At 68.3% G+C, this 23,080-nt stretch carries 21 protein-coding genes; 14 read left to right on the top strand and 7 right to left on the bottom strand.

The features are described from left to right. Positions 1-35: 35 nt before the first annotated feature. From OZ671_RS05815 to OZ671_RS05795, 5 genes are all read left to right on the top strand, one after another. Positions 36-497 carry a hypothetical protein gene (locus OZ671_RS05815; RefSeq protein WP_268859858.1) on the top strand — a complete coding sequence of 154 codons (462 nt, stop codon included), beginning with the start codon at positions 36-38 and terminating at the stop codon, positions 495-497. Then, entirely contained in the window at positions 494-646 is a 153-nt protein-coding gene (locus OZ671_RS05810; protein ID WP_268859857.1) for a hypothetical protein, read from the top strand. The genes OZ671_RS05815 and OZ671_RS05810 overlap by 4 nt, the downstream gene beginning before the upstream one ends. Positions 647-746: 100 nt before the next feature. Beyond that, the gene (locus OZ671_RS05805) at positions 747-1,328 is read left to right on the top strand and encodes a gamma carbonic anhydrase family protein (RefSeq protein WP_268859856.1); all 582 of its coding nucleotides are present in this window, start codon (positions 747-749) and stop codon (positions 1,326-1,328) included. A 141-nt stretch (positions 1,329-1,469) separates the two neighbouring features. After that, positions 1,470-2,012, top strand: coding sequence for a Chromate resistance protein ChrB (locus OZ671_RS05800; RefSeq protein WP_268859855.1), 543 nt, complete (start codon positions 1,470-1,472; stop codon positions 2,010-2,012). Between the two features lie 18 nt (positions 2,013-2,030). After that, complete coding sequence (locus OZ671_RS05795) at positions 2,031-3,242, top strand: MFS transporter (protein WP_268859854.1); 1,212 nt, start codon at positions 2,031-2,033, stop codon at positions 3,240-3,242. A 34-nt stretch (positions 3,243-3,276) separates the two neighbouring features. On the opposite strand, the gene OZ671_RS05790 is transcribed toward OZ671_RS05795, so the two are convergent. Continuing rightward, entirely contained in the window at positions 3,277-4,050 is a 774-nt protein-coding gene (locus OZ671_RS05790; protein WP_268859853.1) for a ferredoxin--NADP reductase, read from the bottom strand. Between the two features lie 260 nt (positions 4,051-4,310). On the opposite strand from OZ671_RS05790, the gene OZ671_RS05785 reads away from it, so the two are divergent. Further along, the gene (locus tag OZ671_RS05785; RefSeq protein ID WP_268859852.1) at positions 4,311-5,237 is read left to right on the top strand and encodes a sugar kinase; all 927 of its coding nucleotides are present in this window, start codon (positions 4,311-4,313) and stop codon (positions 5,235-5,237) included. Positions 5,238-5,258: 21 nt separating this feature from the next. On the opposite strand, the gene OZ671_RS05780 is transcribed toward OZ671_RS05785, so the two are convergent. Beyond that, positions 5,259-6,239, bottom strand: coding sequence for a Bug family tripartite tricarboxylate transporter substrate binding protein (locus tag OZ671_RS05780; protein ID WP_038309602.1), 981 nt, complete (start codon positions 6,237-6,239; stop codon positions 5,259-5,261). Positions 6,240-6,430: 191 nt separating this feature from the next. Here OZ671_RS05780 and OZ671_RS05775 point away from each other — a divergent pair, with 191 nt between their 5' ends. Then, positions 6,431-7,240, top strand: coding sequence for an aspartate dehydrogenase (locus OZ671_RS05775; RefSeq protein WP_268859851.1), 810 nt, complete (start codon positions 6,431-6,433; stop codon positions 7,238-7,240). Positions 7,241-7,351: 111 nt separating this feature from the next. Continuing rightward, entirely contained in the window at positions 7,352-8,038 is a 687-nt protein-coding gene (locus OZ671_RS05770) for an alpha/beta hydrolase (protein WP_268859850.1), read from the top strand. Between the two features lie 75 nt (positions 8,039-8,113). Here the strand turns inward: OZ671_RS05770 and OZ671_RS05765 are convergent, their stop codons facing one another. The 5 genes from OZ671_RS05765 to OZ671_RS05745 all read right to left on the bottom strand — a co-directional run bounded on the left by OZ671_RS05765 (position 8,114) and on the right by OZ671_RS05745 (position 16,878). Beyond that, positions 8,114-8,998: an ABC transporter permease gene (locus OZ671_RS05765; protein ID WP_268859849.1), complete on the bottom strand. Its 885-nt coding sequence runs from the start codon at positions 8,996-8,998 to the stop codon at positions 8,114-8,116. Then, a complete protein-coding gene (locus OZ671_RS05760; RefSeq protein WP_268859848.1) occupies positions 8,998-9,957 on the bottom strand; it encodes an ABC transporter permease in 960 nt (319 codons plus the stop codon). The genes OZ671_RS05765 and OZ671_RS05760 overlap by 1 nt, the downstream gene beginning before the upstream one ends. A 65-nt stretch (positions 9,958-10,022) precedes the next feature. Beyond that, entirely contained in the window at positions 10,023-11,609 is a 1,587-nt protein-coding gene (locus tag OZ671_RS05755; RefSeq protein ID WP_268859847.1) for an ABC transporter substrate-binding protein, read from the bottom strand. An 88-nt stretch (positions 11,610-11,697) separates the two neighbouring features. After that, entirely contained in the window at positions 11,698-13,773 is a 2,076-nt protein-coding gene (locus OZ671_RS05750; RefSeq protein ID WP_268859846.1) for an ABC transporter ATP-binding protein, read from the bottom strand. Between the two features lie 150 nt (positions 13,774-13,923). Continuing rightward, positions 13,924-16,878, bottom strand: a complete 2,955-nt coding sequence (locus OZ671_RS05745) for an FAD-binding and (Fe-S)-binding domain-containing protein (RefSeq protein ID WP_268859845.1) — start codon at positions 16,876-16,878, stop codon at positions 13,924-13,926. Between the two features lie 172 nt (positions 16,879-17,050). On the opposite strand from OZ671_RS05745, the gene OZ671_RS05740 reads away from it, so the two are divergent. The 6 genes from OZ671_RS05740 to OZ671_RS05715 all read left to right on the top strand — a co-directional run bounded on the left by OZ671_RS05740 (position 17,051) and on the right by OZ671_RS05715 (position 23,026). After that, a complete protein-coding gene (locus tag OZ671_RS05740) occupies positions 17,051-18,253 on the top strand; it encodes a pyridoxal-phosphate-dependent aminotransferase family protein (RefSeq protein ID WP_268859844.1) in 1,203 nt (400 codons plus the stop codon). Between the two features lie 18 nt (positions 18,254-18,271). Then, the gene (locus OZ671_RS05735; RefSeq protein WP_268859843.1) at positions 18,272-18,949 is read left to right on the top strand and encodes a GntR family transcriptional regulator; all 678 of its coding nucleotides are present in this window, start codon (positions 18,272-18,274) and stop codon (positions 18,947-18,949) included. 130 nt (positions 18,950-19,079) lie between these two features. After that, on the top strand, positions 19,080-19,970 hold the full coding sequence (locus OZ671_RS05730; protein ID WP_268859842.1) for an SMP-30/gluconolactonase/LRE family protein: 891 nt from the start codon (positions 19,080-19,082) through the stop codon (positions 19,968-19,970). A gap of 158 nt (positions 19,971-20,128) precedes the next feature. Then, positions 20,129-20,371 (top strand): hypothetical protein, encoded by a 243-nt coding sequence (locus OZ671_RS05725; RefSeq protein WP_268859841.1) that lies wholly within the window; start codon positions 20,129-20,131, stop codon positions 20,369-20,371. 119 nt (positions 20,372-20,490) lie between these two features. Beyond that, positions 20,491-21,498, top strand: a complete 1,008-nt coding sequence (locus OZ671_RS05720) for an LLM class flavin-dependent oxidoreductase (protein ID WP_038309581.1) — start codon at positions 20,491-20,493, stop codon at positions 21,496-21,498. Between the two features lie 31 nt (positions 21,499-21,529). Further along, positions 21,530-23,026, top strand: coding sequence for a protein adenylyltransferase SelO (locus OZ671_RS05715; protein ID WP_268859840.1), 1,497 nt, complete (start codon positions 21,530-21,532; stop codon positions 23,024-23,026). The last annotated feature ends 54 nt before the right edge of the window (positions 23,027-23,080 follow it).

Raw genomic sequence — 23,080 nt, 5'->3', positions numbered from 1 at the left:
CCCGGTCAAGGTTTTCCGCCTTGACGGAGGCGCCGATGCGCGCGCTGATCCCGGCCCGTGCCGCCGGCCTTGCCCTGGCAGGCCTCATCTTCGCGGCAACGCCGCTCGCCGCTCAGGAAGCGTGCGCACCGGCCATCCTCGAGAGCCACACCGCCGAAGCGATGGTGGCCGACGCGGAGATGCGCGCCCAGGCCGCAGCGGCGCTGGAGGCTTGCGCCAATCTCGCCCGTGAGCAGCAGCGCCAGTCCGGCGAGATCGAGGAACGCGTGCTTGTCCAGATCGCCGCGCTCGCCGGCCGTGGCACGCTGGCGAGCTATGCCGCCGACGAGATCCCGCAGAGCCCGGCGATCCTGATCAGCCTGCTCGAGGGCGCTTTCGACAAGCTTTATCCGCATCTGCGTGCCCTGCCTGAGCAGGAGAACGCCGCGGTCATGCGCGCCCTGTTCTTCCAGCTTGCCGACCAGGCCGGCAGCCGCACCACCGGATCGACCCGATGACCCCTGACACGTCCTCCCTGCCGATCCTTATCGCGCCGCCCCTCGCCGTCGACGCCAGTTTCGATGTCGACGTCGCGCTCGCCTACGACATCGAATGGCTGGACGAGCCCGGCACGGAAGCCTCCACCCCCGCTCTGTCGCGCAACTGACACCGCCTTTCGGCAGCCTTGCTGGCGTCCGGGCCGGCAGGCATGGTCCCGTCTCCAACAAAGCGGCCGCGAAACCTGCGGCCATGCCGGGGAACAGGCCATGCTCAAGGGTTCGGAAGCGCCGCGCACGAGCGCCCATGTCAGCTTCGATCCCGAGGCTTTCATCCATCCGAGCGCGCAGATCTACGGCAAGGTGACGGTCTCGGCGGGCGCCTCGGTCTGGCCCAATGCGGTCATCCGCGCCGAGGTCTATGAGGTGGTGATCGGGCCGCGCTCGAACGTCCAGGATTTCGTGCTCATCCATGTCGGCAATGGCACCGGGACGATCATCGGCGCCGACTGCTCGATCACCCATCACGTCACGCTGCATGGCTGCACGCTCGGCGACAACGTGCTGGTCGGCATCGGCGCGACCATCATGGACGGCTGCGTGATCGGCGAGAACTCGATCATCGCCGGCGGCTCGTTCCTGAAGGAAAACACGATCATACCGCCGAATTCGATCGTCGCGGGCGTGCCCGCAGCGGTCAAGGCGACGCGGGACAACGGCGCCGCCAACCGCTTCAACGCCTGGCTCTACACCGAGAATGCCGCGGCCTATGCGCGCGGCGAGCACCGCGTCTGGGCCGAGATCGACCTTGCCGAGGCAGCCCGGCGCTTCGGCCTCCAGCGCAAGGCCTGACCGGCCGGGAGCGCCAGGCAGCGAAGATCCATTGTCCGACCGGCATCGCGCCGCAACCACGGCCGCGCCGCGGCAGGGGTCGACCGCCTTCACGACATCATTTCAGTTGAAATGAAACGGCCGTAACATTATGCAGAAGCCATGGTTTCAGCACAATGGCTTCTGCTCACCTATAAAGTGCCGCCCGAGCCTGCAGCCAAGCGCATCGCGCTGTGGCGCAAGCTGAAGGGCATGGGCGCCATCTATCTGCAGAACGGCGTCTGCCTGCTGCCCGAGAACGCCGATCACAGGCGCCGGCTGAAAATGCTCGAGAACGACATTTCGGCCATGGGCGGAGAGGCGCTGATCCTGGCGATGAACGCCCTGGACAGGAGCCAGGAAGACAAGGTGATCGCGCGCTTCAATGCCGATCGCGACGAGCAGTATCGCGAGTTCCTCGGCCGCTGCGCGGGTTTCGAGGCGGAGATCGCCAAGGAGATCGCCAAGGCCAAGTTCACCTATGCCGAGCTGGAAGAAGAGGATGCCGACCTGCGCAAGCTTCAGGCCTGGCTCGACAAGATCCGGCGGCTGGATTTCTACGGCGCTGCGCTGGCGGGCGAGGCGGCCGAGCGCCTCGCCGCCTGCGAAGCCCTCCTCGACGGCTATGCCAAGCGCGTCTTCGACGCCCACGACGAGAACCGCTGACGCACCGGGGCGGAACGCATGACCATTCCTCCCGCAAACGGGTCGGCGCGGCGGGCCATTCCGGCCGGTGTCTGGGCGCTCGGCTTCGTCTCGATGCTGATGGATATCTCCTCGGAGATGATCCACGCGCTGCTGCCGCTCTACATGACCGCGGTGCTCGGCACTTCGGCCCTGACGGTCGGCATCATCGAAGGCATCGCCGAGGCGACCGCCGCGGTCACCAAGGTGTTTTCGGGAGCGCTGAGCGACCGCCTCGGCAAACGCAAGCTGCTGGCTGCGATCGGCTATGGCCTGGGCGCGGCCAGCAAGCCGATCTTCCCGCTGTTCCCGTCGATCGCCTGGCTGGTGGCCGCCCGATTCATCGACCGCGTCGGCAAGGGCGTCCGTGGCGCGCCGCGCGATGCGCTGGTCGCCGACATCACGCCCCCGTCCGTACGCGGCGCGGCGTTCGGCCTGCGCCAGTCGCTCGACACGGCCGGCGCCTTTGCCGGACCGCTGGCGGCGATCGGGTTGATGTGGCTGACGACGGGCCATTTCCAGACGGTCTTCTGGATCGCCGTCATCCCGGCCTTCCTGTCGGTCGCAGTCCTCATGCTTGCCGTGCGCGAACCGCCGCGCCAGCCCGGCCAGCCGGCCGCGCGCCTGCCCCTGCGCCGCGCCGACCTCGCCCGTCTCGGCCGCGCCTACTGGTGGGTGGTGGCGCTCGCCGGCATCTTCACGCTCGCCCGCTTCAGCGAGGCTTTCCTGATCCTCAAGGCAGACGCCGCAGGCCTCGGACTCATGATCGTCCCGGTCGTCCTCGTCGTCATGAACCTGGCCTATTCGCTCTCGGCCTATCCGGCCGGCATCCTGTCCGACCGCACGGACAGGACGACCATGCTTGCCGTCGGCCTCGGCGTGCTGATCGCCGCCGACCTGGTCCTGGCCCTCGCCCCGGGGGTCGGCGGATTGCTCGCAGGCGTCGCGCTCTGGGGCCTGCATATGGGCTTCAGCCAGGGCCTGTTCGCAGCGCTCGTCGCCGATACCGCGCCCGCCGAGCTCAGGGGCACAGCCTTCGGCATGTTCAATCTCGTCACCGGCGGCGCATTGCTGCTGGCCAGCGCCCTCGCCGGTGCGCTGTGGGACATCGCCGGCCCTCAGGCCACGTTCCTCGCCGGAGCGGCCTTCGCCCTGATGAGCCTTATAGGGCTGGGTCTGGCGCGCAGGCAGATCACGGCCGCCGCGACATAGGCGGCGGCGCACAGCCGGCAGCGCGGAAAGCCGCCTACTTTTCGACGAAAGCCTTTTCGACGACGAAATGGCCGGGCCGGTTGTTGGCGCCCTCGACGAAGCCCCGCCCCTCCAGCATCGTCACCATGTCCTTCAGGAAGGCCGGCGAGCCGCAGATCATCACCCGGTCATTGTCCTTGTCCAGCGGCGGCAGGCCAAGGTCTCCGGGCAGCTTGCCGCTGTCCAGGAGATGCGTGATGCGGCCGTTGTGGATATAGGGCTCGCGGGTCACGGTCGGATAATATTTCAGCTTGGCCTTGACCGCCTCGCCGATGAATTCGTCATTGGGCAGAGCATGGGCGACGAAATCGCCATAGGCCTGCTCGTTGATGAAGCGGGTGCCGTGGATCAGTACGACCGTGTCGAAGCGCTCATAGGCTTCGGGGTCCTTGACCACGCTCATGAACGGCGCGAGGCCCGTGCCGGTGCCGCAGAGATAGAGCGTCTTGCCCGGCAGGAGGCTGTCCTGCACGAGCGTGCCGACCGGCTTGCGGCCGACCAGGATCTCGTCGCCGACCTGGATGTTCTGCAGCCGCGAGGTGAGCGGCCCGTTCTGCACCTTGATCGAAAAGAACTCCAGATTGTCCTCGTAATTGGACGAGGCCATGGAATAGGCGCGCATCAGCGGCTTGCCTTCCACCTGGAGGCCGATCATCGTGAACTGGCCGTTGAGAAAACGGAACGCCGGATCGCGGGTGGTCTTGAACGAGAACAGCCGGTCCGTATAGTGCCGGACTTCGAGGACGCGTTCGGTATTCAGGTTGGACATGGCGTTCCCTGGGACCTTGATCGTGCTGCGCCAGATGTCATTCGTACACGAATGATACCGCATTGCACCTTTATGACAAGGGCCAATGGGCGTGGAGACCAAAGGCCACTTTGGCCGATGCGGCGCCCCGGCCTGTCATGGCTGGCTTCGCCAAAGCCGGCCCGGACAGCCTGCCGCCCGCCCGCGGCGATAGCCCATGCCGCAAATAAGGGCTAGGCTCGCCACCGTCCCTTGGCTTTCCGTTTTGCGTCGCGTCATCCATGCCCACCGACATCCTCTGCTTCGGCGAACCGCTCGGCGAATTCAACCAGACCCGGCCCGGCGAGCCTGGCTATCTCTTCGGCTTCGGCGGAGACGTCTCCAACTGCGCCATAGCCGCGGCGCGCTCCGGAGCGCGGGTCGGTGTCATAGGCGCGGTCGGCGACGATAGTTTCGGCAGGGCCTTCTTCGAGCTCTGGCAGGCCGAAGGCATCGACACGAGCTACATGCGGCTCGTCGAAGGCCAGCAGACCGGCCTCTATTTCGTCACCCACGGTGCCGACGGCCATGAGTTCAGCTATCGCCGCGCCGGGTCGGCCGCCGCGCGCGTCACCCCCGACGACCTGCCGCTGACCGCCATCCGGACGGCAAAGGTCCTGCACGTCTCCGGCATTTCCCAGGCCATCTCGGAAAGTGCCTGCGACGCCGTCTTCGCCGCCATCCAGGCCGCCCGGTCGGCCGGCGCCACCATTTCCTATGACACCAATCTGCGGCTGCGGCTCTGGTCGCTCGACCGGGCGAGGGCGATCACCAATGCGGCCATGCGCTGGGCCGACATCGCCCTGCCCGGCCTCGACGACGCCCGCCAGCTCACCGGCCGCGACACGCCCGATGCCATTGCCGATTTCTACCTGGAGGCCGGCTCGAAGATCGTTGCCCTGACCCTCGGCAAGGAGGGCGCGCTGATCGCGACCGCCGACGGCCGCAAGGTTATCCGGTCGATCCCGGTGGCAGCCAAGGACGCAACCGGCGCAGGCGACTGTTTCGACGGGGCCTTCCTTGCCGAGTGGCTGGAGACACGCGACCCCTACCGCGCCGGACGCTACGCCTGTGCGGCCGCGGCGCTCTCCACGACCGGCTATGGTGCGGTCGCGCCGCTGCCGAAACGCGCGGACGTGCTGCGCGCCTTGGCCGAGGCCGGCGGCTGAGGCCGGCCTACGGCGATCTCGTTACTCGCTGACGCCGCTCGCCCGGATCGGCGCGGCCCATTTGTCGATCTCGCTGCGCACGAAGCGTTCGAGATACGGGCCGCCGCGGCGTTCCGGCGCCGCCATGATGGCGCCGAGGCCCGTCAGCCGGTCGCGCACGGCGGGCGTGTCCATGGCCTGGATGGTCACCTGGCGCAGCCGCTCGACGATCTCGGGCGGCGTGTCCTTGTGCATGAAGAAGGCGTTCCAGGTATAGGCCTCGAAACCGGCAAGGCCCTGCTCCTGGGCGGTCGGCAGGTCCGGCAGAACGGCCGCGCGGGTCGCGGTGAGCGTCGCAAGAGCCTTCACGGAGCCGCCCTGAATATGGGCCAGGCCGGTCGAGGCGATCTCGCACATGAAGTCGACGCGCCCGCCGATCAGGTCCTGGATGGCGGGGGCCGAACCGCGATAGGGCACATGGGTGACATTGGTGCCGATCGCCGCATTCAGCAGCAGGCAGCCGAGATGCACGGCCGATCCCGTGCCGGCCGAGGCGAACTGCATCTTGGCCTGGTTGGCCTTGGTGTAGGCGATGAATTCCTGCAGGTTGCTGACCGGCAGGTCCTTGCGCACGATCAGGATCAGCGGCACGTCGGCGATCAGCGTCACCGGGGCGAAATCGGTCGCGGCATTGTAGAGCGGGCTCTTGTAGAGCGTCTGGTTGACCGCGTGCGTGCCGACCGTGCCGAGCACGAACTGATAGCCGTCGTTCGAGCCGCGCGAAATGCGCGCCGTGCCGGTCATGCCGCCGGCGCCGCCGACATTTTCGACCACCACCTGCTGGCCGAGGATCTGCGACATCTGCTCCGCCATGACGCGGCCAAGCACATCGGTCGGGCCACCCGCGGCGAAAGGAATGACCATGGTCACCGGCCGTGTCGGCCATGTCTGCGCCAGCGCGGCGGCAGGCAAGGCGAACACGGCAAAGGCAAGTGCCGCAAGGCGGGACAGGCGAAGAAGCATGGATCGGTCTCCCTGACGAATGGGGCATCATGGCTGAGGATCGGCCGGCATCAACCCCCCTTGGCGTCGCGGCGGCATCGCCGCGGCGCGACCGATCCCGGCCGCGGCCGCGGCATGACCGGCATGAACAGGAGGGCTGGCCCCGGCGCCAAGAGGCCTTATGGTGCCCGCCGACGACCAGGAGCTGACCCATGACCACCACCCGCATCGCCATTGCCGGCCTCGGCGCCATCGGCAAGACCCTGGCCAAGCGCATTGCCGGCGGCACCATTCCCGGAACGCGGCTCGCCTGCATCGCCTCGGGCGATGTCGCCAAGGCGAGAGCCTGGCTCGACGGCGAAGGCATCGATGCGCCGGTGGTCGGCCTCGAAGCCTTCCCCGACCATGCCGATCTCGCCGTCGAATGCGCGCCCGCGGCGATCATCGGCGAGATCTGCACGCCCATGCTGACCGCCGGCAAGACCGTCATGGTGCTGTCCTGCGGTGCCCTGCTGCCGCGTCCGGAGCTGATTGAGCTCGCCAAGGCCCATGGCGGCCAGATCATCGTGCCGACCGGCGCGCTGCTCGGCCTCGACGCGGTGACCGCCGCCGCCGAAGGCACCATCCATTCGGTGCGCATGACCACGCGCAAGCCGCCGCGCGGTCTGGTCGGCGCTCCCTATCTGATGGAGAAGGGGCTCGACATGGACGGGATCACGGAGCCGACGCTGATCTTTTCCGGCTCGGCGCGCGAGGCCGCACGCGGCTTCCCGGCCAATGTCAATGTCGCCGTGGCGCTGTCGCTCGCCGGCATCGGACCGGACAGGACCACCATCGACATCTGGGCGGATCCCGCCGTCACCCGCAACTGCCACGAGATCGAGGTCGATTCCGATTCCGCCAAGCTCTTCCTGCGGATCGAGAACATCCCGTCCGAAAATCCGAAGACCGGCCGGATCACCGCGCTTTCGGTGGTCGCGGCGCTGCGCAAGCTGCGCGCGCCGTTGCGCGTCGGCACCTGAGGAACCGGAGGCAACCGAGCCCTGGGATCTATGCTTCGGTGCGGCGATAGGCCACTGTCGGTCGAATACGTGATCGACCGGCGGAAGCTGCGCCAAGCTGGAGCCCTGTCCATGACCGTGCGACTGCTGGTCTCTCTCGTTGGGGCGCTGCTGGCGGCGACTGCCACCCATGCGGCCGAAACAGTGCCGCAATTCGGGACCTATGCATCGCTCGACAGGCCGCGCGGGACACTCCGGGGCAGCGTCATCCTGCTGCCGGGCGGCGACGGCCGTCTCGGTATCCGGCCGGACGGAACGATCACCGCGCTCCTCGGCAACCAGCTCGTCAGGACCCGACACGCCTATGTGGCTCGCGGATTTGCCACATTGACGCTGGACGCGGCGGCAAGCCCCGCCCAGGCGGTCCAGTACATGCGGTCGATCGCGCGACCGGTCATCCTTGTCGCGACCAGCCGCGGGGCGACCCGCGCACCCGCGGCGCTTTCCGCTCGTCCCGACGGCCTCGTGCTGACCTCGGCCATGCTCGACATGTTCCAGGCTTCGGCCGGATCGCCGGGGGCGCTGCCGCGCACCCTCGTGATCCACCATCGCAAGGACGGCTGCCGTGTTTCGCTGCCTGCACTGGTCGACCCGTTCATCGCCTGGGCCGGAGGCCGGGCCCGCGCCGTCTGGCTGTCCGGCGGCACGGACCGGGGCGATCCCTGCCAGGCGGCCGGCCACCATGGCTTTGCCGGGCTCGACGCGCAGGTCGTGTCGCAGGTGAGCGCATTTGCCGGCTCGCTGCGCGTTTCGCGGTGATGCAAACCCATCCCGGCCCGAGCCGCGAATAGAGGGCTCGTCATTCGCCCGGCCAGAACGGGTCGCGCCCGCGCCTCACACCTTGAAGCGCGGGTCGAGATAGTCGCGCAGCGCGTCACCGAACAGGTTGAAGGCGAAGACCGACAGCGAAATGGCGAGGCCCGGGAAAATGATCATCCACGGCGCCTCGCGATAGAAGTCCGCGGCGTTGCCGGCCAGCATCAGGCCCCAGGCTGGCGTCGGCTCGGTGACGCCGAGGCCGAGGAAGGACAGCGAGGCCTCGAGCAGGATCGCCTGCGCGACGAACGCCGTGAACATGATGATGAACGGCGCGAAGACATTGGGCACCATGTGCCTCAGCACGATGCGCGCGTGGCTGAAGCCCGCGGCGCGGGCCGCATCGATATAGGGCAGCTCGCGGATCGACAGGGCCGAGGAGCGCACGACGCGCGCCACCTTCGGCACGATCGGAATGGCGATCGCGACCACCAGGTTGATGTCGACGCCGCCGACGGCGCGCTTGCCGAGCATGGCGACGACAACCACGGCCAGCACGATGATCGGGAACGACAGAAGAATGTCGATGAAGCGGCTGACATAGAAGTCGAAGCGGCCGCCGAAATAGCCCTGGACGACGCCGATCAGGCCGCCGACGACGGAGCCGACCAGCGACGACAGAATGCCGATGACGAGCGCGGTGCGGGCGCCGTAGACGACACGCGAGAACACGCAGCGTCCCATATTGTCGGTGCCGAACGGATATTGCCAGCTCGGCGGCATCAGCAGGGCGCCGAAATCGAGGCTGAACGGGTCGTTCGGCACGATCCATTCGGCGAAGATGCTGGCGCCGATCAGCATGGCGATGAAGACGAGGCAGGCGGCGCCGACCGGCTGGGCGGCGGCGAAGGCCACCAGCCCGTTGCGCCGCTTCGGCAGGTTGAGGGGCGCGGCGATGGTCATCACTTGCCTCCGAAGCGGATGCGCGGGTCGAGCCAGGCATAGGCGAGGTCGACGATGAGATTGGTGACGATGAAGACCAGGGCGATGAGCATGACGATGCCCTGCACCATGGTGAAGTCGGACCGCGTCACCGCCTGGACGAACAGGCGGCCGAGGCCATTGAGGTTGAAGACCTGCTCGGTGACGACGAGGCCGCCGATCAGGAAGGCGAATTCGAGGCCGATCACCGTCACCGCCGGCAGCATGGCGTTGCGCAGGGCATGGCGGCCGATGACGAGCCGCTCGTAGACGCCCTTGGCGCGCGCCGTGCGGATATAGTCCTCGCGCATGACCTCGACGATGGACGAGCGCACCATGCGCGCGAGCACCGCCGAGAAGCGATAGCCGACGGCGAGCGCCGGCCAGATGAGCTGGGCGATATTGGCGAAGGGATCCTGCCAGATCGGCACATATTGCATCGGCGGGATCCAGTTGAAGGCGAAGAGCAGCCCGACGATGATCATCATGCCGAGCCAGAACGAGGGAATGGCAAGGCCACCGATGGTGAAGATGCGGATCGCCTGGTCGACCCAGCTGTCCTTGTAGAGCGCCGAGAGCGTGCCGAGCGGCACGGCGATCAGGATGGCGATGATGGTCGCCATGATCGCCACCTGCAGGGTCAGCCCGAGCCGCCCCGCGATCTCCTGGGTCACCGGCTGCTCGGTCCACATGGAATTGCCGAGATCGAAGGTCGCAAGACCGATCATCCAGCCGGTGAACTGCTGGTAGAGCGGCTTGTCGAGGCCGAGGCGGACGCGCTCGGCCTCCACCTGCTCGACGGTCGGCGCGCCACCATCGCCGCGCATCTTCAGCTCGACGATGTCGCCGGGCACGACGCGCAGCATGAGGAAGATCAGCACAGCCACGCCGATCAGCGTCGGGATCATGGTGAGGATGCGCTTGACGAGATAGGCGCCCATGGCGGTTCCCTCGTATCGGAGCTTTTGCGGTGGCGGCGTGGCGGGGGTCCCGCCACGCCGCGCGATCAGTTCGAGGCCGGGGCCAGCCAGACGTCGGTGAGGTCCTGGCCGTGGACATGGCTCGGCGACATGGTCCAGCCCATCACCCGGGCGTCCATCGCCACCAGCCGGTTCCACCAGAGCAGCGGCACCTGATGCGCCTGCTCCAGAACCCGCTTCTCGAAGGCGCGGATCAGCCGGGTGCGCGCCTCGACATTGGTCTCGCGGGTGATCCGCTCGAAGGTCTGGTCGAGCTCGCGGTCGACGCCCTTCGACGGGTTCTCCGGCGACTTGTCGGCGGAGATGTAGCGCAGCAGCGTATAGGTCGGGTCTTCCAGCACCTGGTTCTGGAAGTCGAGCGCGACATCGAAATTGCCCGAGCGGACCGCCTGCACATAGGGGCTCGTCTCGAGCTGGCGATGTTCGACGGTGATGCCGATCTGCCGCCACTGGTAGACGAGGAAGATGCCGGCCGGCGTATAGGGCTGGGGCACGGCGCGGTTGGTCAGGGCAAAGCTGAGACTGGTCACGCCGGCCTCGGCGAGCAGCTTGCGCGCCTCGGCGCGGGCCGCCGCGATGTCCCGGCCGAAGCCCGGCAGCGCCGCGAGCTCCTCGGCCGACGCCGAGAACGGCGCCCCCGGCCGGATCAGGCCGCCGACGGCGCGCAGGATGGAGGTGCGGCGCAGCCCCATGCTGCCGGCATTGCGGTCGATCGCCATCGACAGCGCGCGGCGGACGCGGGCGTCGTTGAACGGCGGCTTTTCGGTGTTGAAGGCGACGATCAGGCCGGTCGACCAGGTCGTCTCGTAGAACTTCACGCGGTTGCCCAGCGCCTGTTCGAGGCGCGGCCGGTCGGCCGGGCCGATGGTGCGGAACTCGGCCTGGATCTGACCGCCCTGCATGGCGTTCAGCATGGCGGTCGCCTGGGGAATGAAGGCGATGCGGAAACCGTCGAGATAGGGCCGCCCGTCGACGAAATACTTGTCGTAGCGCTGGCCGACGAGATGCGAGCCGCGTACGTGCTCGACGAAGCGGAAGGCGCCGGAGCCGAGAATGTTCTGCGCCGGGAAGCGCGGGTCCTGGGCGAGCCTGGCCGCCGAATAGACGCAGTTATAGGGGCTCGCGAAATTCTGCAGCATGGCCGGGTTCGGCGCCGAGAGCCTGAACACGATCTCGGTCGGCGACGGCGTCTCGATCGCCGCGATGTCGGCGAAGGTCGCCTGGCGCAGCGAGACGACGCCGGCAGGCGGATTGCGCAGGCGCTCGTAGGTCGCCTTGATATCGGCCGATGTCAGCGGCGAGCCGTCGTGGAATGTGACGCCGGGATTGAGCTGGAATGTGTAGGTGAGGCCGTCGGGCGAGACCGTCCAGGACTTGGCAAGATCGCCCTTGACCTCCGGATAGCGCGCCATGTCGAACTTCAGGAGCGTCGAATAGAACGGCCCGACCGACTGCACCACCACATAGGTCTCGTGCGCGTGGCAGTCGTAGTTCGGCGGATCGGAGACCACGGCGAAATTCAAGGTGCCGCCGCGCGCGGGCTGCGGCGTCTGGGCGAGCGCCGCGCCTGTCGTGGTCAGGGCCAGGGCGAGCCCGAGGGCGAGATGTTTCATCATAAGGCGTCCTTCCTCCAAAATTCAGCGGCTTCGAGCCGTCTTGTTGGATCATCCATGGATCATGCGCTGATGCGGCTTCGTCTCCTCAGGCCTTGTGGCACGCGACGATATGGCCGGCCCGCTCGCGCGGCTCCGGAACCGCCGCCCGGCAATGATCGTCGGCGAGCGGGCAGCGGGTGTGGAACACGCAGCCCGTCGGCGGATTGAGCGGCGAGGGAATTTCACCGGCGAGCGCCCGCGGCCGGCGCGCCCGCTCCTTCACCGGATCCGGCACCGGCGCGGCGTCCAGGAGCGCGCGGGTATAGGGGTGCAGCGGTTCGGCATAGAGCGCGTCGCGATCGGCGACCTCCATGATCCGGCCGAGATACATCACGACGATCCGGTCCGAGATATGCCGGACCACGGCGAGGTCGTGCGCGATGAACAGGAAGGTCAGGTCGAAGGTCCGCTTGAGATCTTCGAGCAGGTTGATGACCTGGCCCTGGATCGACACGTCGAGCGCGGAAACCGGCTCGTCGCAGACGATCAGGTCGGGCTGGAAGGCGAGGGCCCGGGCGATGCCGATGCGCTGGCGCTGGCCGCCCGACATTTCGTGCGGATAGCGCTCCGCCATATAGGGGAACAGGCCGACGCGGGTGAGGTAGTCGTCGACCTTCGCGCGCGCCTCCGCCTTGGAGCCGACGATGCCGTGCACCAGCATCGGCTCGGCGATGATGTCGCCGACGGTCATGCGCGGGTTGAGCGACGAGAACGGATCCTGGAACACCACCTGCATGCGCCGCCGCACCGGCCTCAGATCCTTCTGGGAGAGGCCGGCGAGGTCGCGGCCCTCGAAGCGGATGGCGCCCTCGGTCGGGGTCTCCAGGCGCAGCACGGTGCGGCCGACCGTGGTCTTGCCGCAGCCGGATTCGCCGACGAGGCCGAGGGTCTCGCCCTTGCGGATGGCAAAGGAGACGTCGTCGACGGCCTTGACGGTGGCGAGCTCGGCGGTGATCCAGGAGGTCTTGCGCGACACCAGGAAATGGGTCTTCAGGCCTTCGACCGAGAGGAGCGGGGCACCCGCATAGTCGATCGTGCCCTGGGGTACGCCGCCCGTGCCGGCAAAGACCTCGAGCCCCGCGGCCAGCTCCGCTGAGCGATGGCAGCAGGCCCAGTGCCCCTCCCCGACCGGGTCCAGCTCCGGTGCCGCCGTCTCGCACCTGGCGATCTTCGCCGGACAGCGCGGCGCGAAACGGCAGCCTACCGGCGGAGCGCGCAGGTCGGGCGGCATGCCCTCGATCGTTTCCAGGCGCTGGCCGCGCGGCCGGTCGAGCCGCGGCACGGAGCGCATCAGGCCGACCGTGTAGGGATGGCGCGGCGCCAGGAAAATATCGTCGGCCGAGCCGGTCTCGACGATCCGCGCGGCATACATGACGGCGACCCGGTCGGCGTAGCGCGCGACGATGCCGAGATTGTGGGTGATGATCACCATCGCGATGCCGAGCCGCCGCGACAGGTCCTTCATCAGTTCCAGGATTTGCGCCTGGATGGTGACGTCGAGCGCGGTGGTCGGCTCGTCGGCAATGATCAGCTTGGGATTACAGGCCAGCCCGATGGCGATCATGATGCGCTGGCGCATGCCGCCGGACATCTGGTGCGGATACTGGTCGAGCCGACGCTCGGGATCGGTGATGCCGACCAGCGTCAGCAGTTCCACGGCCCGTGCCCGCGCCTCGCCCTCGCTCATGGCGAGATGGATCAGCAGCGGTTCCATCACCTGCAAGCCGATGGTGAGCACCGGATTGAGCGAGGTCATCGGCTCCTGGAAGATCATCGCGATGTCGCGGCCACGGATGGCGCGCATGTCCTCGGCGGCGAGTTTGAGCAGATCGCGGCCCTCGAACAGGATCTCGCCCTTCTCGACCCGGCCGGCTGGCCTGGCGAGCAGGCCCATCACGGCCAGCGAGGAAACCGACTTGCCGCAGCCGCTCTCCCCGACGATCGCGAGGATCTCGCCCGGATGAACATCGTAGGAGACACCTTCGACCGCCCGGACGATGCCGCGCGAGGTGTGGAAGTGAACATGCAGGTCGCGCACGCTCAAAAGCGCCTCGCCGCCCTTGCCGCGGGCGGCTGCGGCACCGGCGCTCGCGTCAGGAGCCGCGGTCTCGGCCAGAGCCATGGGGTTGTCCTCGCCTGGAAGGTCTTTTTTGTCGTTGTTGTCGGACAGTAGTTCCGCCGACCCGGAATTCAAACGCCTGCAGCGCGTGAAAATACGTAGCACAACCGCCTGCGCACCGGCGGAACAGGCTGCGCTGCCGCTGCGGCCCGGTCATGACCGGGCCTCGCCGGCGGCCAGGCTTTGCGCGAGCACGCGCGCGGCATGCACAGCCTCGCGCGCCGCGCCGTCGGCGATCTGATGCCGGCAGGACGTGCCGTCGGCGACCACGATATGGTCGGGTCCGGCCTTGCGGACCGCCGGCAGCAGCGACAGCTCGGCCATGGCGAGCGACACGTCGATGGTGTCGCGGTGATAGCCGAAGGCACCGGCCATGCCGCAGCAGGAGCTCTCCACGGTCTCCACCGCGAGGCCGGGCACCAGGCGCAAGGTACCCTCCACCGCTCCCATCGCGCCGAAGGCCTTCTGATGGCAATGGCCGTGCAGCAGGACCTTGGTCTCGCCCAGCGGGTGAAGCGGCAGCGACAGCCGGCCGGCCTTGGCCTCGGCCGCAATGAATTCCTCGAACAGGACGGCCGTCCCGGCCACCGTTTCGCTCGCCGGGCTGCGCAGCAGCGCCGGGATCTCGTCGCGCAGGGTGAAGAGACAGGAGGGCTCGAGCCCGATCACCGGCACGCCGCGTGCGGCAAAGGGTTCGAGCGCTGCGACGAGGCGTTCGGCCTCCGCGCGGGCATGATCGACCATGCCGGTGGCGAGGTAGGTCCGGCCGCAGCAGAGGTTCCGTTTCGAGCCGTCGGCGGCCTGTGCATGATGGACACGATAGCCGCCGGCCAGCAGCACCGCGACCGCCGCATCGAGGTTCTCCCGTTCGAAGGCGCGGTTGAACGTGTCGGCCAGCAGCACGACCTCGCGCCCGCCTTCCGGCCCTTCGCTCGGCGCGGTCGGCGAGAAGACGTCCGAGCGCCAGGCCGGCAGCGAGCGGCGCGCGGAGAAGCCGGCGAGCTTTTCCGACAGCGCGGCGAGGCCGGGCAGCCGGTTGCGCAGGTTGAGAAGCCAGGGCAGTCTCGACGCGAGGCCGGCATAGCGCGGCAGGTGCGCCACCAGCCGGTCGTGCAGGCTCGCGCCATGGGCGGCCCGGCGCGCCGCGGTCACCTCGATCTTCATGCGCGCCATGTCGACGCCGGTCGGGCATTCGCGCTTGCAGGCCTTGCAGGAGACGCAGAGCTTCAGGCTTTCGGCCATGTCGGGCCCGGTCAGCGCGTCGGGCCCGAGTTGGCCCGTCATGGCGAGGCGCAAGGTATTGGCCCTGCCGCGCGTGACATGCTGCTCGTCGCGCGTCACGCGATAGCTCGGACACATGGCGCCGCCGTCTAGCTTCCGGCACGTGCCGTTGTTGTTGCACATCTCGATGGCGCCGAGGAAGCCTTGCGAGGCGCCGGGATAGGCCGACCAGTCGAGCGCGGGGGTGATCTCCGCGCCGCGATAGTCCGGCGGGTAGCGGAACAGGCTGCGGTCGTCCATCCGCGGCGCCCGCACGATCTTGGCCGGATTGTACAGCCCGGCGGGATCGAAGCGATCCTTCACCTCCTCGAAGGCGCGGACCAGCCGGCTGCCGAACATCTGCTCGTGGAACTCGGAACGGACGATGCCGTCGCCATGCTCGCCGGAATGCGATCCCTTGTATCGGCGCACCAGCGCGAAAGCCTGCTCGGCCATGGAGCGCATGCGCTTCGCGTCGACGTCGAGCTTCATGTTGAGCACAGGGCGCACATGCAGGCAGCCGACGGAGGCGTGGGCATACCAGGTGCCGGTGGTGCCGTGCGCCTCGAAGATCTCGGTGAGTCCGGCCGTATAGGCTGCGAGGTCCTTCAGCGGAACGGCGCAATCCTCGACGAAGGAGACCGGCTTGCCGGCCTCCTTCATGCTCATCATGATGTTGAGGCCCGAGGAGCGCATCTCGGTGACCGCCGCCTGCCACGCCGGCTCGACCACCGGCACGACACCGCCGAAGCGGGCGCCCGGCCGGTCCCAGCCGAAGCCGAGATCGCCCATCAGCGCCTCGAGCTCCTTCAGCTTGCCGAGATTGTCCGCTTCGCTCGCCTCGGCGAATTCGACCACCAGCAGGGCATCCGGGTCGCCGCGCACCACCCGTTCGATGGTCGGGCGGAACATGGCGATGTCGCGAGCAAGGCCGATCATGGTGCGATCGACAAGCTCGATGGCGATCGGCGCGAGCGCGACCAGATGCTGGGCCGCGTCCATCGCCTCGTGAAAGGCGCCGAAATGGCAGATGCCGAAGACCTTCGGGCCGATGAGCGGCCAGAGCCTGAGGTCGACCGCCGTGGTGAAGCCGAGGGTGCCCTCGGAGCCGACCAGGATATGCGCCATGTTGTTGGTCGGGCCGTTCGGCGCGAGCGCGTCCAGATTGTAGCCGCCGACACGGCGCTGCACCTTCGGAAAGCGCTCCGCCACCTCCGCCGCCTCGCGCTCGCCGAGCGCCAGGAGATCGCGGGTCAGAAGGTCGCCGTCATTGCGCATGGCCTCGGCCCGCGTCACCTCGCCGAACCAGCGCCGCTCGCCATTGGCGAGTGCCGCCTCCACCGCCAGGACGTTGTCGCGCATGGTGCCGTAGCGCAGCGAGCGGCCGCCGCAGGAATTGTTGGCGGTCATGCCGCCGATCGTGGCGCGCGAGGCGGTCGAGACGTCGACCGGGAACCACAGCCCGTGCCTCTTCAGCTGGCGGTTGAGATCGTCGAGCACGATGCCCGGCTCGACCCGCGCGGTGCGGCCGGCGACATCCAGATCGAGAATGCGGTTCAGCCGCTTCGAGCAGTCGACGACCAGCGAGGCATTGACGGTCTGGCCGCATTGCGACGTGCCGCCGCCCCGCGGCAGCACCGTCGCGCCCTCTTCGCGGGCAATCGCGATGGCGCGGACCGCATCATCCATGGTCTCGGGCACGACCACGCCGGTCGGCATGATCTGATAGATCGATGCGTCCGTCGCATAGCGCCCGCGCGAGAAGGCGTCGAAGAGCACATCGCCCTTCAGCTCGGCCCTGAGGCGCCGCTCGAGAGTGCCTGATGCTTGAGCCGCCGAGCCTGCCATTCGTCCCGTCCCACACGCCATGTTCCGCGCCGCGCGCCGCTGTCGCGATGCCCGCCGGGAGCCGCTGCGACCGCCGCAGGGGCGGCCTCACGACGGCCTTGACTTGAATTTTGCATTCATTATTCATTCTGGCAAGAGGGCTTTTCCGACACCCCTCGCCGAGGAGATTTCCATGGCCCAGAACGCGCCCCGCATCGCCGGCCGGCATTTCCTGCAGATCCCCGGCCCGACCCCGGTGCCCGATCGCATCCTGCGCGCCATCGCCCTGCCGACGATCGACCATCGCGGCCCTGATTTCGGCAAGCTCGGCCGCCGCGTGCTCGACGGCATGCAGACGATCTTCAAGACCAAGGGCCATGTGGTGATCTATCCGGCCTCGGGCACCGGCGCGTGGGAGGCAGCGCTCAGCAACACGCTGTCGCCGGGCGACAAGGTGCTGATGGTCGAGACCGGCCATTTCGCCACGCTCTGGAAGACCATGGCCGACAAGCTCGGCATCGAAGCGACCTTCATCGCGTCGGACTGGCGCAGCGGCGCGGACGCCGCCGCCATCGAGGCGGCGCTGCGCGAGGACAGGACGCATGCCTTCAAGGCGGTCTGCGTCGTGCACAACGAGACCTCGACCGGCTGCACGTCGCGGATCGACGAGGTGCGGCGCGCCATCGACGCGGCCGACCATCCGGCCCTCCTGATGGTCGACACCATCTCCTCGCTCGCCTCCATCGACTATCGCCACGACGAATGGGGCGTCGACGTCACGGTCGCCGGCTCGCAGAAGGGCCTGATGCTGCCGCCCGGCCTGTCGTTCAATGCCGTCTCGGACAAGGCTCTGGCCGTCGCGCGCGCGGCTCGGCTGCCCAAGAGCTTCTGGGGCTGGGACGAGATGATCGCCGCGAACAAGACCGGCTATTTTCCCTATACGCCGGGCACCAACATGCTCTACGGCCTCGCCGAGGCGATCGACATGCTGCATGAGGAGGGCCTCGACAATGTCTTTGCCCGGCACGACCGGCACGCTGAGGCGACCCGCCGGGCCGTGCGCGCCTGGGGCCTCGACATCCTCTGCCGCGAACCGAAATATTACTCCTCGTCGCTGACCGCCGTGGTCATGCCGGACGGCCACGATGCCGACACGCTGCGCGCGGTCATCCTCGACGCCTTCGACATGTCGCTCGGCACCGGCCTCAGCAAGGTCGCCAAGCGGGTCTTCCGCATCGGCCATCTCGGCGATACCAATGACCTCACCATCGTCGGCGCGCTGGCCGGGGTTGAAATGGGCCTTGGCCTCGCCGGCGTTCCGCATCGCGCCGGCGGTGTCGCGGCGGCCATGGCCTATCTTGCCGAGGCCCGGAAGGGAGCGGCGAAAGCCGCATGAGGGACATGGGCGCCTGACATGAACGAACACCCGCTCATCGCGCGCCGTTCACTGTCGACCGAACTGGTGGAGCGCCTGCGCGACATGATCGTCGACGGCTCGCTGCGGGCCGGCGACAAGATCTCCGAGCCGGATCTGTGCGACCGCTTCGGCGTCTCGCGCACGCCGCTGCGCGAGGCGCTCAAGGTGCTCGCTGCCGAAGGCCTGGTGCAGCTCACGCCGAACCGCGGAGCGACGGTGGCCCGGATCGCGCCCGAGGCAGTGGAGGAGCTGTTTCCCATCATGGGCATGCTGGAAGCGCTCGCCGGCGAGCTCGCCTGCGAGCGCCTGACCCCGCCGGCCTTGAAACGGCTGGAAACCATGCACGCGACCATGGTGCGGCATTGGCAGGCCGACGAGTGGGTGCCCTATTCCCGGCTGAACCGGGCGATTCACGAGGCGATCTTCGATATTGCCGGCAACGCCACGCTCTCCGCGCTCTACCAGACGCTGATGGTGCGCATTCACGCGGTGCGCTTCGTCGCACGCAAATCGGCCGAACGCTGGGCCGAGGCGGTGGACGACCATGAGCGGATGATGGCCGCGCTGCGGGCGCGTGATGCCGCCGCGCTGTCGCGGATCATGCGCGAACACCTGCAGCACAAGGCCGACATGGTGCGCGAGGCGCTGGCGCAGCTCGATTCGACTCGGAACTGACGGGCGCAGGACGGCCTTGCGAGCCCGCCGCGCCGGCGGCTTGTGCTGATGCCGGGATTGTTGCTCAACTGCTCGCTCGAGCCGGCATGATGCCTTTCCGCGCGCGCCGGGATCGGCCGAGGAGACCGCCATGAGCCGTGACATCAAAGTCGTCGTTCCCGCCCTGTCCTTCGCCGAAGCCCCGCGCTGGCGTGACAACCGCCTGTGGTTTTCCGATTTCTATACGCATCGCGTCCTGTCCGTCCGGGCGGACGGCAGCGACCTGCGCGCCGAGGCGCATGTGCCGAACCAGCCCTCCGGCCTCGGCTGGCTGCCGGATGGCCGGCTGCTGGTCGTATCGATGCGCGACGCGCGGATTCTGAGGCGCGAAGCCGACGGCCAGCTCACCGTTCACGCCGAGCTGAGCCCCCATGTCGCCGGCTTTGCCAACGACATGGTGGTGGACGCGGCCGGCCGGGCCTATGTCGGCAATTTCGGCTTCGACCTCATGGGCGGCGCCCCGCTCGAGCCGACACGGCTTCTGCGGGTCGATCCGGACGGCACGGTGACGGTCGCTGCCGAAGACCTGTGGTTCCCGAACGGCAGCGCCCTCCTCGACGGCCGGCTGCTGCTCGTCAACGAAACGCTCGGCAATCGGGTCAGCGCCTTCGATGTCGCCGCTGACGGCAGCCTGTCGAACTGGCGCGTCTGGGCGCGGTTTGCCGACCTGCCGGCCGATCGCGACATGGCCAAGATTTTCGACGGGCAGCTGGTTGTCGCTCCCGACGGCGGCGGCATCGACGCGGAAGACGCCTGGTGGATCGCCGACGCCGTCGGCGGCCGCGTTCTGCGGGTGCGGGAAGGCGGCGCCATCCTCGACGAAATCCATCCCGGCACAGGCGTCTTCGCCTGCACACTGGGTGGCGAGGACGGGCGGACCCTGTTCATCTGCACGGCGCCGGACTTCCACGAAGAGGCCCGCAAGGCGGCCCGGGAAGCCCAGATTCTGGCCGTCAGGGTCGAGGTTCCCGGCCGAGCCTGAACGACGGCCGGCCGAAAGCCGCGGCCCCGTGTCATGCGTTCGGCTGCGGCCTGGTCGCCAAGACAGCCGCCGACATGGTATGGTCCAGCCGCGCGGAGCCCGGCGCCCCCGGCCTCCACGGCAAGCCAGACACGGTCCTCGATCTGTGGAGAGCGGCCATGATCGACAGCTGGACGATGGTCCAGACGGCTTTCGGAGCTCTGCTCGGCCTCATCTTCGTCGCGGGCACGCTCACCCTGTCCATTCTCTGGGAACGGCGGCCCGGACGCTCGCGTTTCCTGCCCTTCCTCAACCCCGGGGAGACCGGCTCCGTCGCCCCGGCAAGCTCCCATTGCGGTGATGGCGGCGGCTGGATGGGCTGCGGTGGCGGTGGCGGCGACTGTGGCGGTGGCGACGGCTGAGCCGCGCACCCGCGCGGGCAAGCGTGCTCTGCCCGCTGGGCTCGTCTGCGCGACCCGCACATTGTGGTCGCCGGCCGTCCTGCCTATCTGAACCGGGCTGAAGCCCGGAGATATACAGAATGGCCGAACTGTCGGTTCTCGACCTTGCCCCCGTCGTCGAGGGGTCGACCCCGGGCCAGGCCCTGCGCAATTCGCTCGATCTCGCCCGCCACGCCGAGCGCCTCGGCTACAAGCGCTTCTGGCTCGCCGAGCATCACAACATGGTCGGCATTGCCAGCGCCGCGACTGCGGTCGCCATCGGCTATGTCGCGGGCGGGACGTCGACGATCCGGGTCGGTTCCGGCGGCATCATGCTGCCGAACCACGCACCCATGGTGGTGGCCGAGCAGTTCGGCACGCTCGAGGAACTCTATCCCGGCCGCATCGATCTCGGCCTCGGCCGGGCGCCGGGCACGGATCAGCGGACGCTGCGGGCCCTGCGCGTCGACCCGATGGAGGCCGACAATTTCCCCCAGGACGTGCTGGAGGTGCAGGCCTTTCTCGCTCCCGTTCAGCCCGGCCAGGTGATCCAGGCCGTTCCCGGCGCCGGCACCAAGGTGCCGATCTGGATCCTCGGCTCGAGCCTGTTCGGCGCCCAGCTCGCCGCCATGCTGGGCCTGCCCTACGCTTTCGCCTCGCATTTCGCGCCGGACGCGCTGATCCAGGCGCTGGAAGTCTACCGGGCGAAATTCACGCCGTCCGAGCAGCTCGACAAGCCGCGCACCATGGCCGGCATCAATGTCATCGCCGCCGACACCGATGCCGAGGCGCGGCGGCTGTTCACCTCCTCGCAGCAGCAGCGCGCCAACATGTTCCGCGGCACGCGCGGCCAGTTGCAGCCGCCGATCGACGATATCGAGACCTATTGGACGCCGCACGAGAAGATCCAGGCCGAGCGGACGCTGACCTATTCCTTCGTGGGCTCGGCCGAGACGGTCCGGCGCGGCCTCGCGCATTTCCTCGCCAATACCGGCGTCGACGAGCTGATGGTGGTCGCGGCGATCTACGACCATGGCGCGCGGCTGCGCTCGTATGAGATCCTCGCCGATATCGGCCGCCAGCTCGCCTCCGGCAAAGCGGTGGCCTGATCCGGCACAACAGGCCCAGGATGGCTCCGTCATGACCTCGCATCGACCGACAGCCGACCCGACCCCTGGCGCGACCTATCGTCCGTCGACGGCCCATACCGATCTCGGCCCCGGCTATTTCGATGCCGTGCGGCCAGCGGTCTTCCCGAAGACCGTCCTGCGCTACCGCAACCAGCGCTGGGCCGGCCATATCGGCCTCGGCGATCTCGACGAGGCCGCCTGGATCGCCCATTTCGGCCGGTTCGAGCCCCTGCCCGACAACATCGCGGAGCCGCTGGCGCTGCGCTATCACGGCCACCAGTTCCGCACCTACAATCCCGACCTCGGCGATGGGCGAGGCTTCCTGTTCGCGCAGGTTCGCGACGACCAGGGCCGCCTCCTCGACCTTGGAACCAAGGGTTCCGGCCGCACGCCCTATTCGCGCTCCGGCGATGGCCGGCTGACCCTGAAAGGCGGCGTGCGCGAGGTGCTGGCCACCGCCCTGCTCGAAGCCTTCGGCGTCTATACGTCGAAAAGCCTGTCGCTGATCGAGACCGGCGAAGAACTGGTGCGCGGCGACGAGCCATCGCCGACGCGCTCGTCCGTTCTGGTGCGGCTCTCCCACAGCCATATCCGCTTCGGCACGTTCCAGCGCCTTCTGGCCGAGAACGACGCCGCCCGCACCGCAAGGCTCGTCGCCCACTGCATCCAGCACTACCATCCTGGCGCGGCCCGCGGCGGTGACCCGGCGCAGGAAGCCCCCGCTCTGCTCGAAGCCGTGGCGCGGGCGAGCGGCGCAATGGTCGCGGAATGGATGCTCGCCGGCTTCGTGCACGGCGTGCTCAACACCGACAACATGGTGATCACCGGCGAGAGCTTCGACTACGGCCCCTGGCGCTTCCTGCCGACCTACGAACCTGGCTTCACCGCCGCCTATTTCGACGAAACCGGGCTCTATGCGTACGGCCGCCAACCGGGCACGGTCGCCTGGAACCTCGAGCGCTTCGCCGAATGCCTGACCTTGGTGGCGCCGGTCGCGCCGCTCGAAGACGCGCTGAAGACCTATGGTCCGGCCTTCAACGACGCCCTGCGCCGCATGGTCTGCCTGAGACTTGGCGTCGCGGCGAAGGACGAAGCGGCCGACGACGAGTTGCTGGGCGCGTTCTTCCAGTTCCTGCACAGCTCCAAGGCGGGCTTCGAGCGTACCGTGTTCGACTGGCATGGCGGCGCACCGCGCCGCGATTTCGCGGCGGCGAGCCCGCAGGCCGGGCTCTATTCGGGGGAAGCCTTCATGCGTCTCGTCAAGGCCCTGGAGGCGCATGAGCCGCGTGGCTGGACGGCGGAGGCGCAAGCCTATTTCGAGGGTGCCGGCCCGGCGACGCTGCTGATCGACCAGGTCGAGGCGCTCTGGGCGCCGATCGCCGAACGCGACGATTGGAGTCTGTTCGAAGCCAAGCTCGCCGAGATCGAACGCGCCCGCCTGGCCTTCGCGATCCCCACGCGGGGCGGCCCATCGGATGGACGGGTTGCCACCGCCCCGGCCTTGTGATGATCGTTTGCGCTTTGGCTCCACGGCGCGGCTGGCACGATCAGCCGGTCCAGA

Source organism: Phreatobacter sp. AB_2022a, assembly GCF_026847585.1.
GTDB lineage: Bacteria > Pseudomonadota > Alphaproteobacteria > Rhizobiales > Phreatobacteraceae > Phreatobacter.
Note: the sequence above shows the minus strand (reverse complement) of the source record. Positions and strands in the feature narration are given on the sequence as shown.

Coding starts and splice junctions, on each gene's coding strand:
- OZ671_RS05725 (WP_268859841.1), top strand. CDS start 20,129: ATGATCGACAGCTGGACGATGGTCCAGACGGCTTTCGGAGCTCTGCTC.
- OZ671_RS05750 (WP_268859846.1), bottom strand. CDS start 13,773: ATGGCTCTGGCCGAGACCGCGGCTCCTGACGCGAGCGCCGGTGCCGCA.
- OZ671_RS05815 (WP_268859858.1), top strand. CDS start 36: ATGCGCGCGCTGATCCCGGCCCGTGCCGCCGGCCTTGCCCTGGCAGGC.
- OZ671_RS05770 (WP_268859850.1), top strand. CDS start 7,352: ATGACCGTGCGACTGCTGGTCTCTCTCGTTGGGGCGCTGCTGGCGGCG.
- OZ671_RS05795 (WP_268859854.1), top strand. CDS start 2,031: ATGACCATTCCTCCCGCAAACGGGTCGGCGCGGCGGGCCATTCCGGCC.
- OZ671_RS05775 (WP_268859851.1), top strand. CDS start 6,431: ATGACCACCACCCGCATCGCCATTGCCGGCCTCGGCGCCATCGGCAAG.
- OZ671_RS05745 (WP_268859845.1), bottom strand. CDS start 16,878: ATGGCAGGCTCGGCGGCTCAAGCATCAGGCACTCTCGAGCGGCGCCTC.
- OZ671_RS05780 (WP_038309602.1), bottom strand. CDS start 6,239: ATGCTTCTTCGCCTGTCCCGCCTTGCGGCACTTGCCTTTGCCGTGTTC.
- OZ671_RS05790 (WP_268859853.1), bottom strand. CDS start 4,050: ATGTCCAACCTGAATACCGAACGCGTCCTCGAAGTCCGGCACTATACG.
- OZ671_RS05785 (WP_268859852.1), top strand. CDS start 4,311: ATGCCCACCGACATCCTCTGCTTCGGCGAACCGCTCGGCGAATTCAAC.
- OZ671_RS05765 (WP_268859849.1), bottom strand. CDS start 8,998: ATGACCATCGCCGCGCCCCTCAACCTGCCGAAGCGGCGCAACGGGCTG.
- OZ671_RS05800 (WP_268859855.1), top strand. CDS start 1,470: ATGGTTTCAGCACAATGGCTTCTGCTCACCTATAAAGTGCCGCCCGAG.
- OZ671_RS05810 (WP_268859857.1), top strand. CDS start 494: ATGACCCCTGACACGTCCTCCCTGCCGATCCTTATCGCGCCGCCCCTC.
- OZ671_RS05755 (WP_268859847.1), bottom strand. CDS start 11,609: ATGAAACATCTCGCCCTCGGGCTCGCCCTGGCCCTGACCACGACAGGC.
- OZ671_RS05805 (WP_268859856.1), top strand. CDS start 747: ATGCTCAAGGGTTCGGAAGCGCCGCGCACGAGCGCCCATGTCAGCTTC.
- OZ671_RS05730 (WP_268859842.1), top strand. CDS start 19,080: ATGAGCCGTGACATCAAAGTCGTCGTTCCCGCCCTGTCCTTCGCCGAA.
- OZ671_RS05715 (WP_268859840.1), top strand. CDS start 21,530: ATGACCTCGCATCGACCGACAGCCGACCCGACCCCTGGCGCGACCTAT.
- OZ671_RS05740 (WP_268859844.1), top strand. CDS start 17,051: ATGGCCCAGAACGCGCCCCGCATCGCCGGCCGGCATTTCCTGCAGATC.
- OZ671_RS05760 (WP_268859848.1), bottom strand. CDS start 9,957: ATGGGCGCCTATCTCGTCAAGCGCATCCTCACCATGATCCCGACGCTG.
- OZ671_RS05735 (WP_268859843.1), top strand. CDS start 18,272: ATGAACGAACACCCGCTCATCGCGCGCCGTTCACTGTCGACCGAACTG.
- OZ671_RS05720 (WP_038309581.1), top strand. CDS start 20,491: ATGGCCGAACTGTCGGTTCTCGACCTTGCCCCCGTCGTCGAGGGGTCG.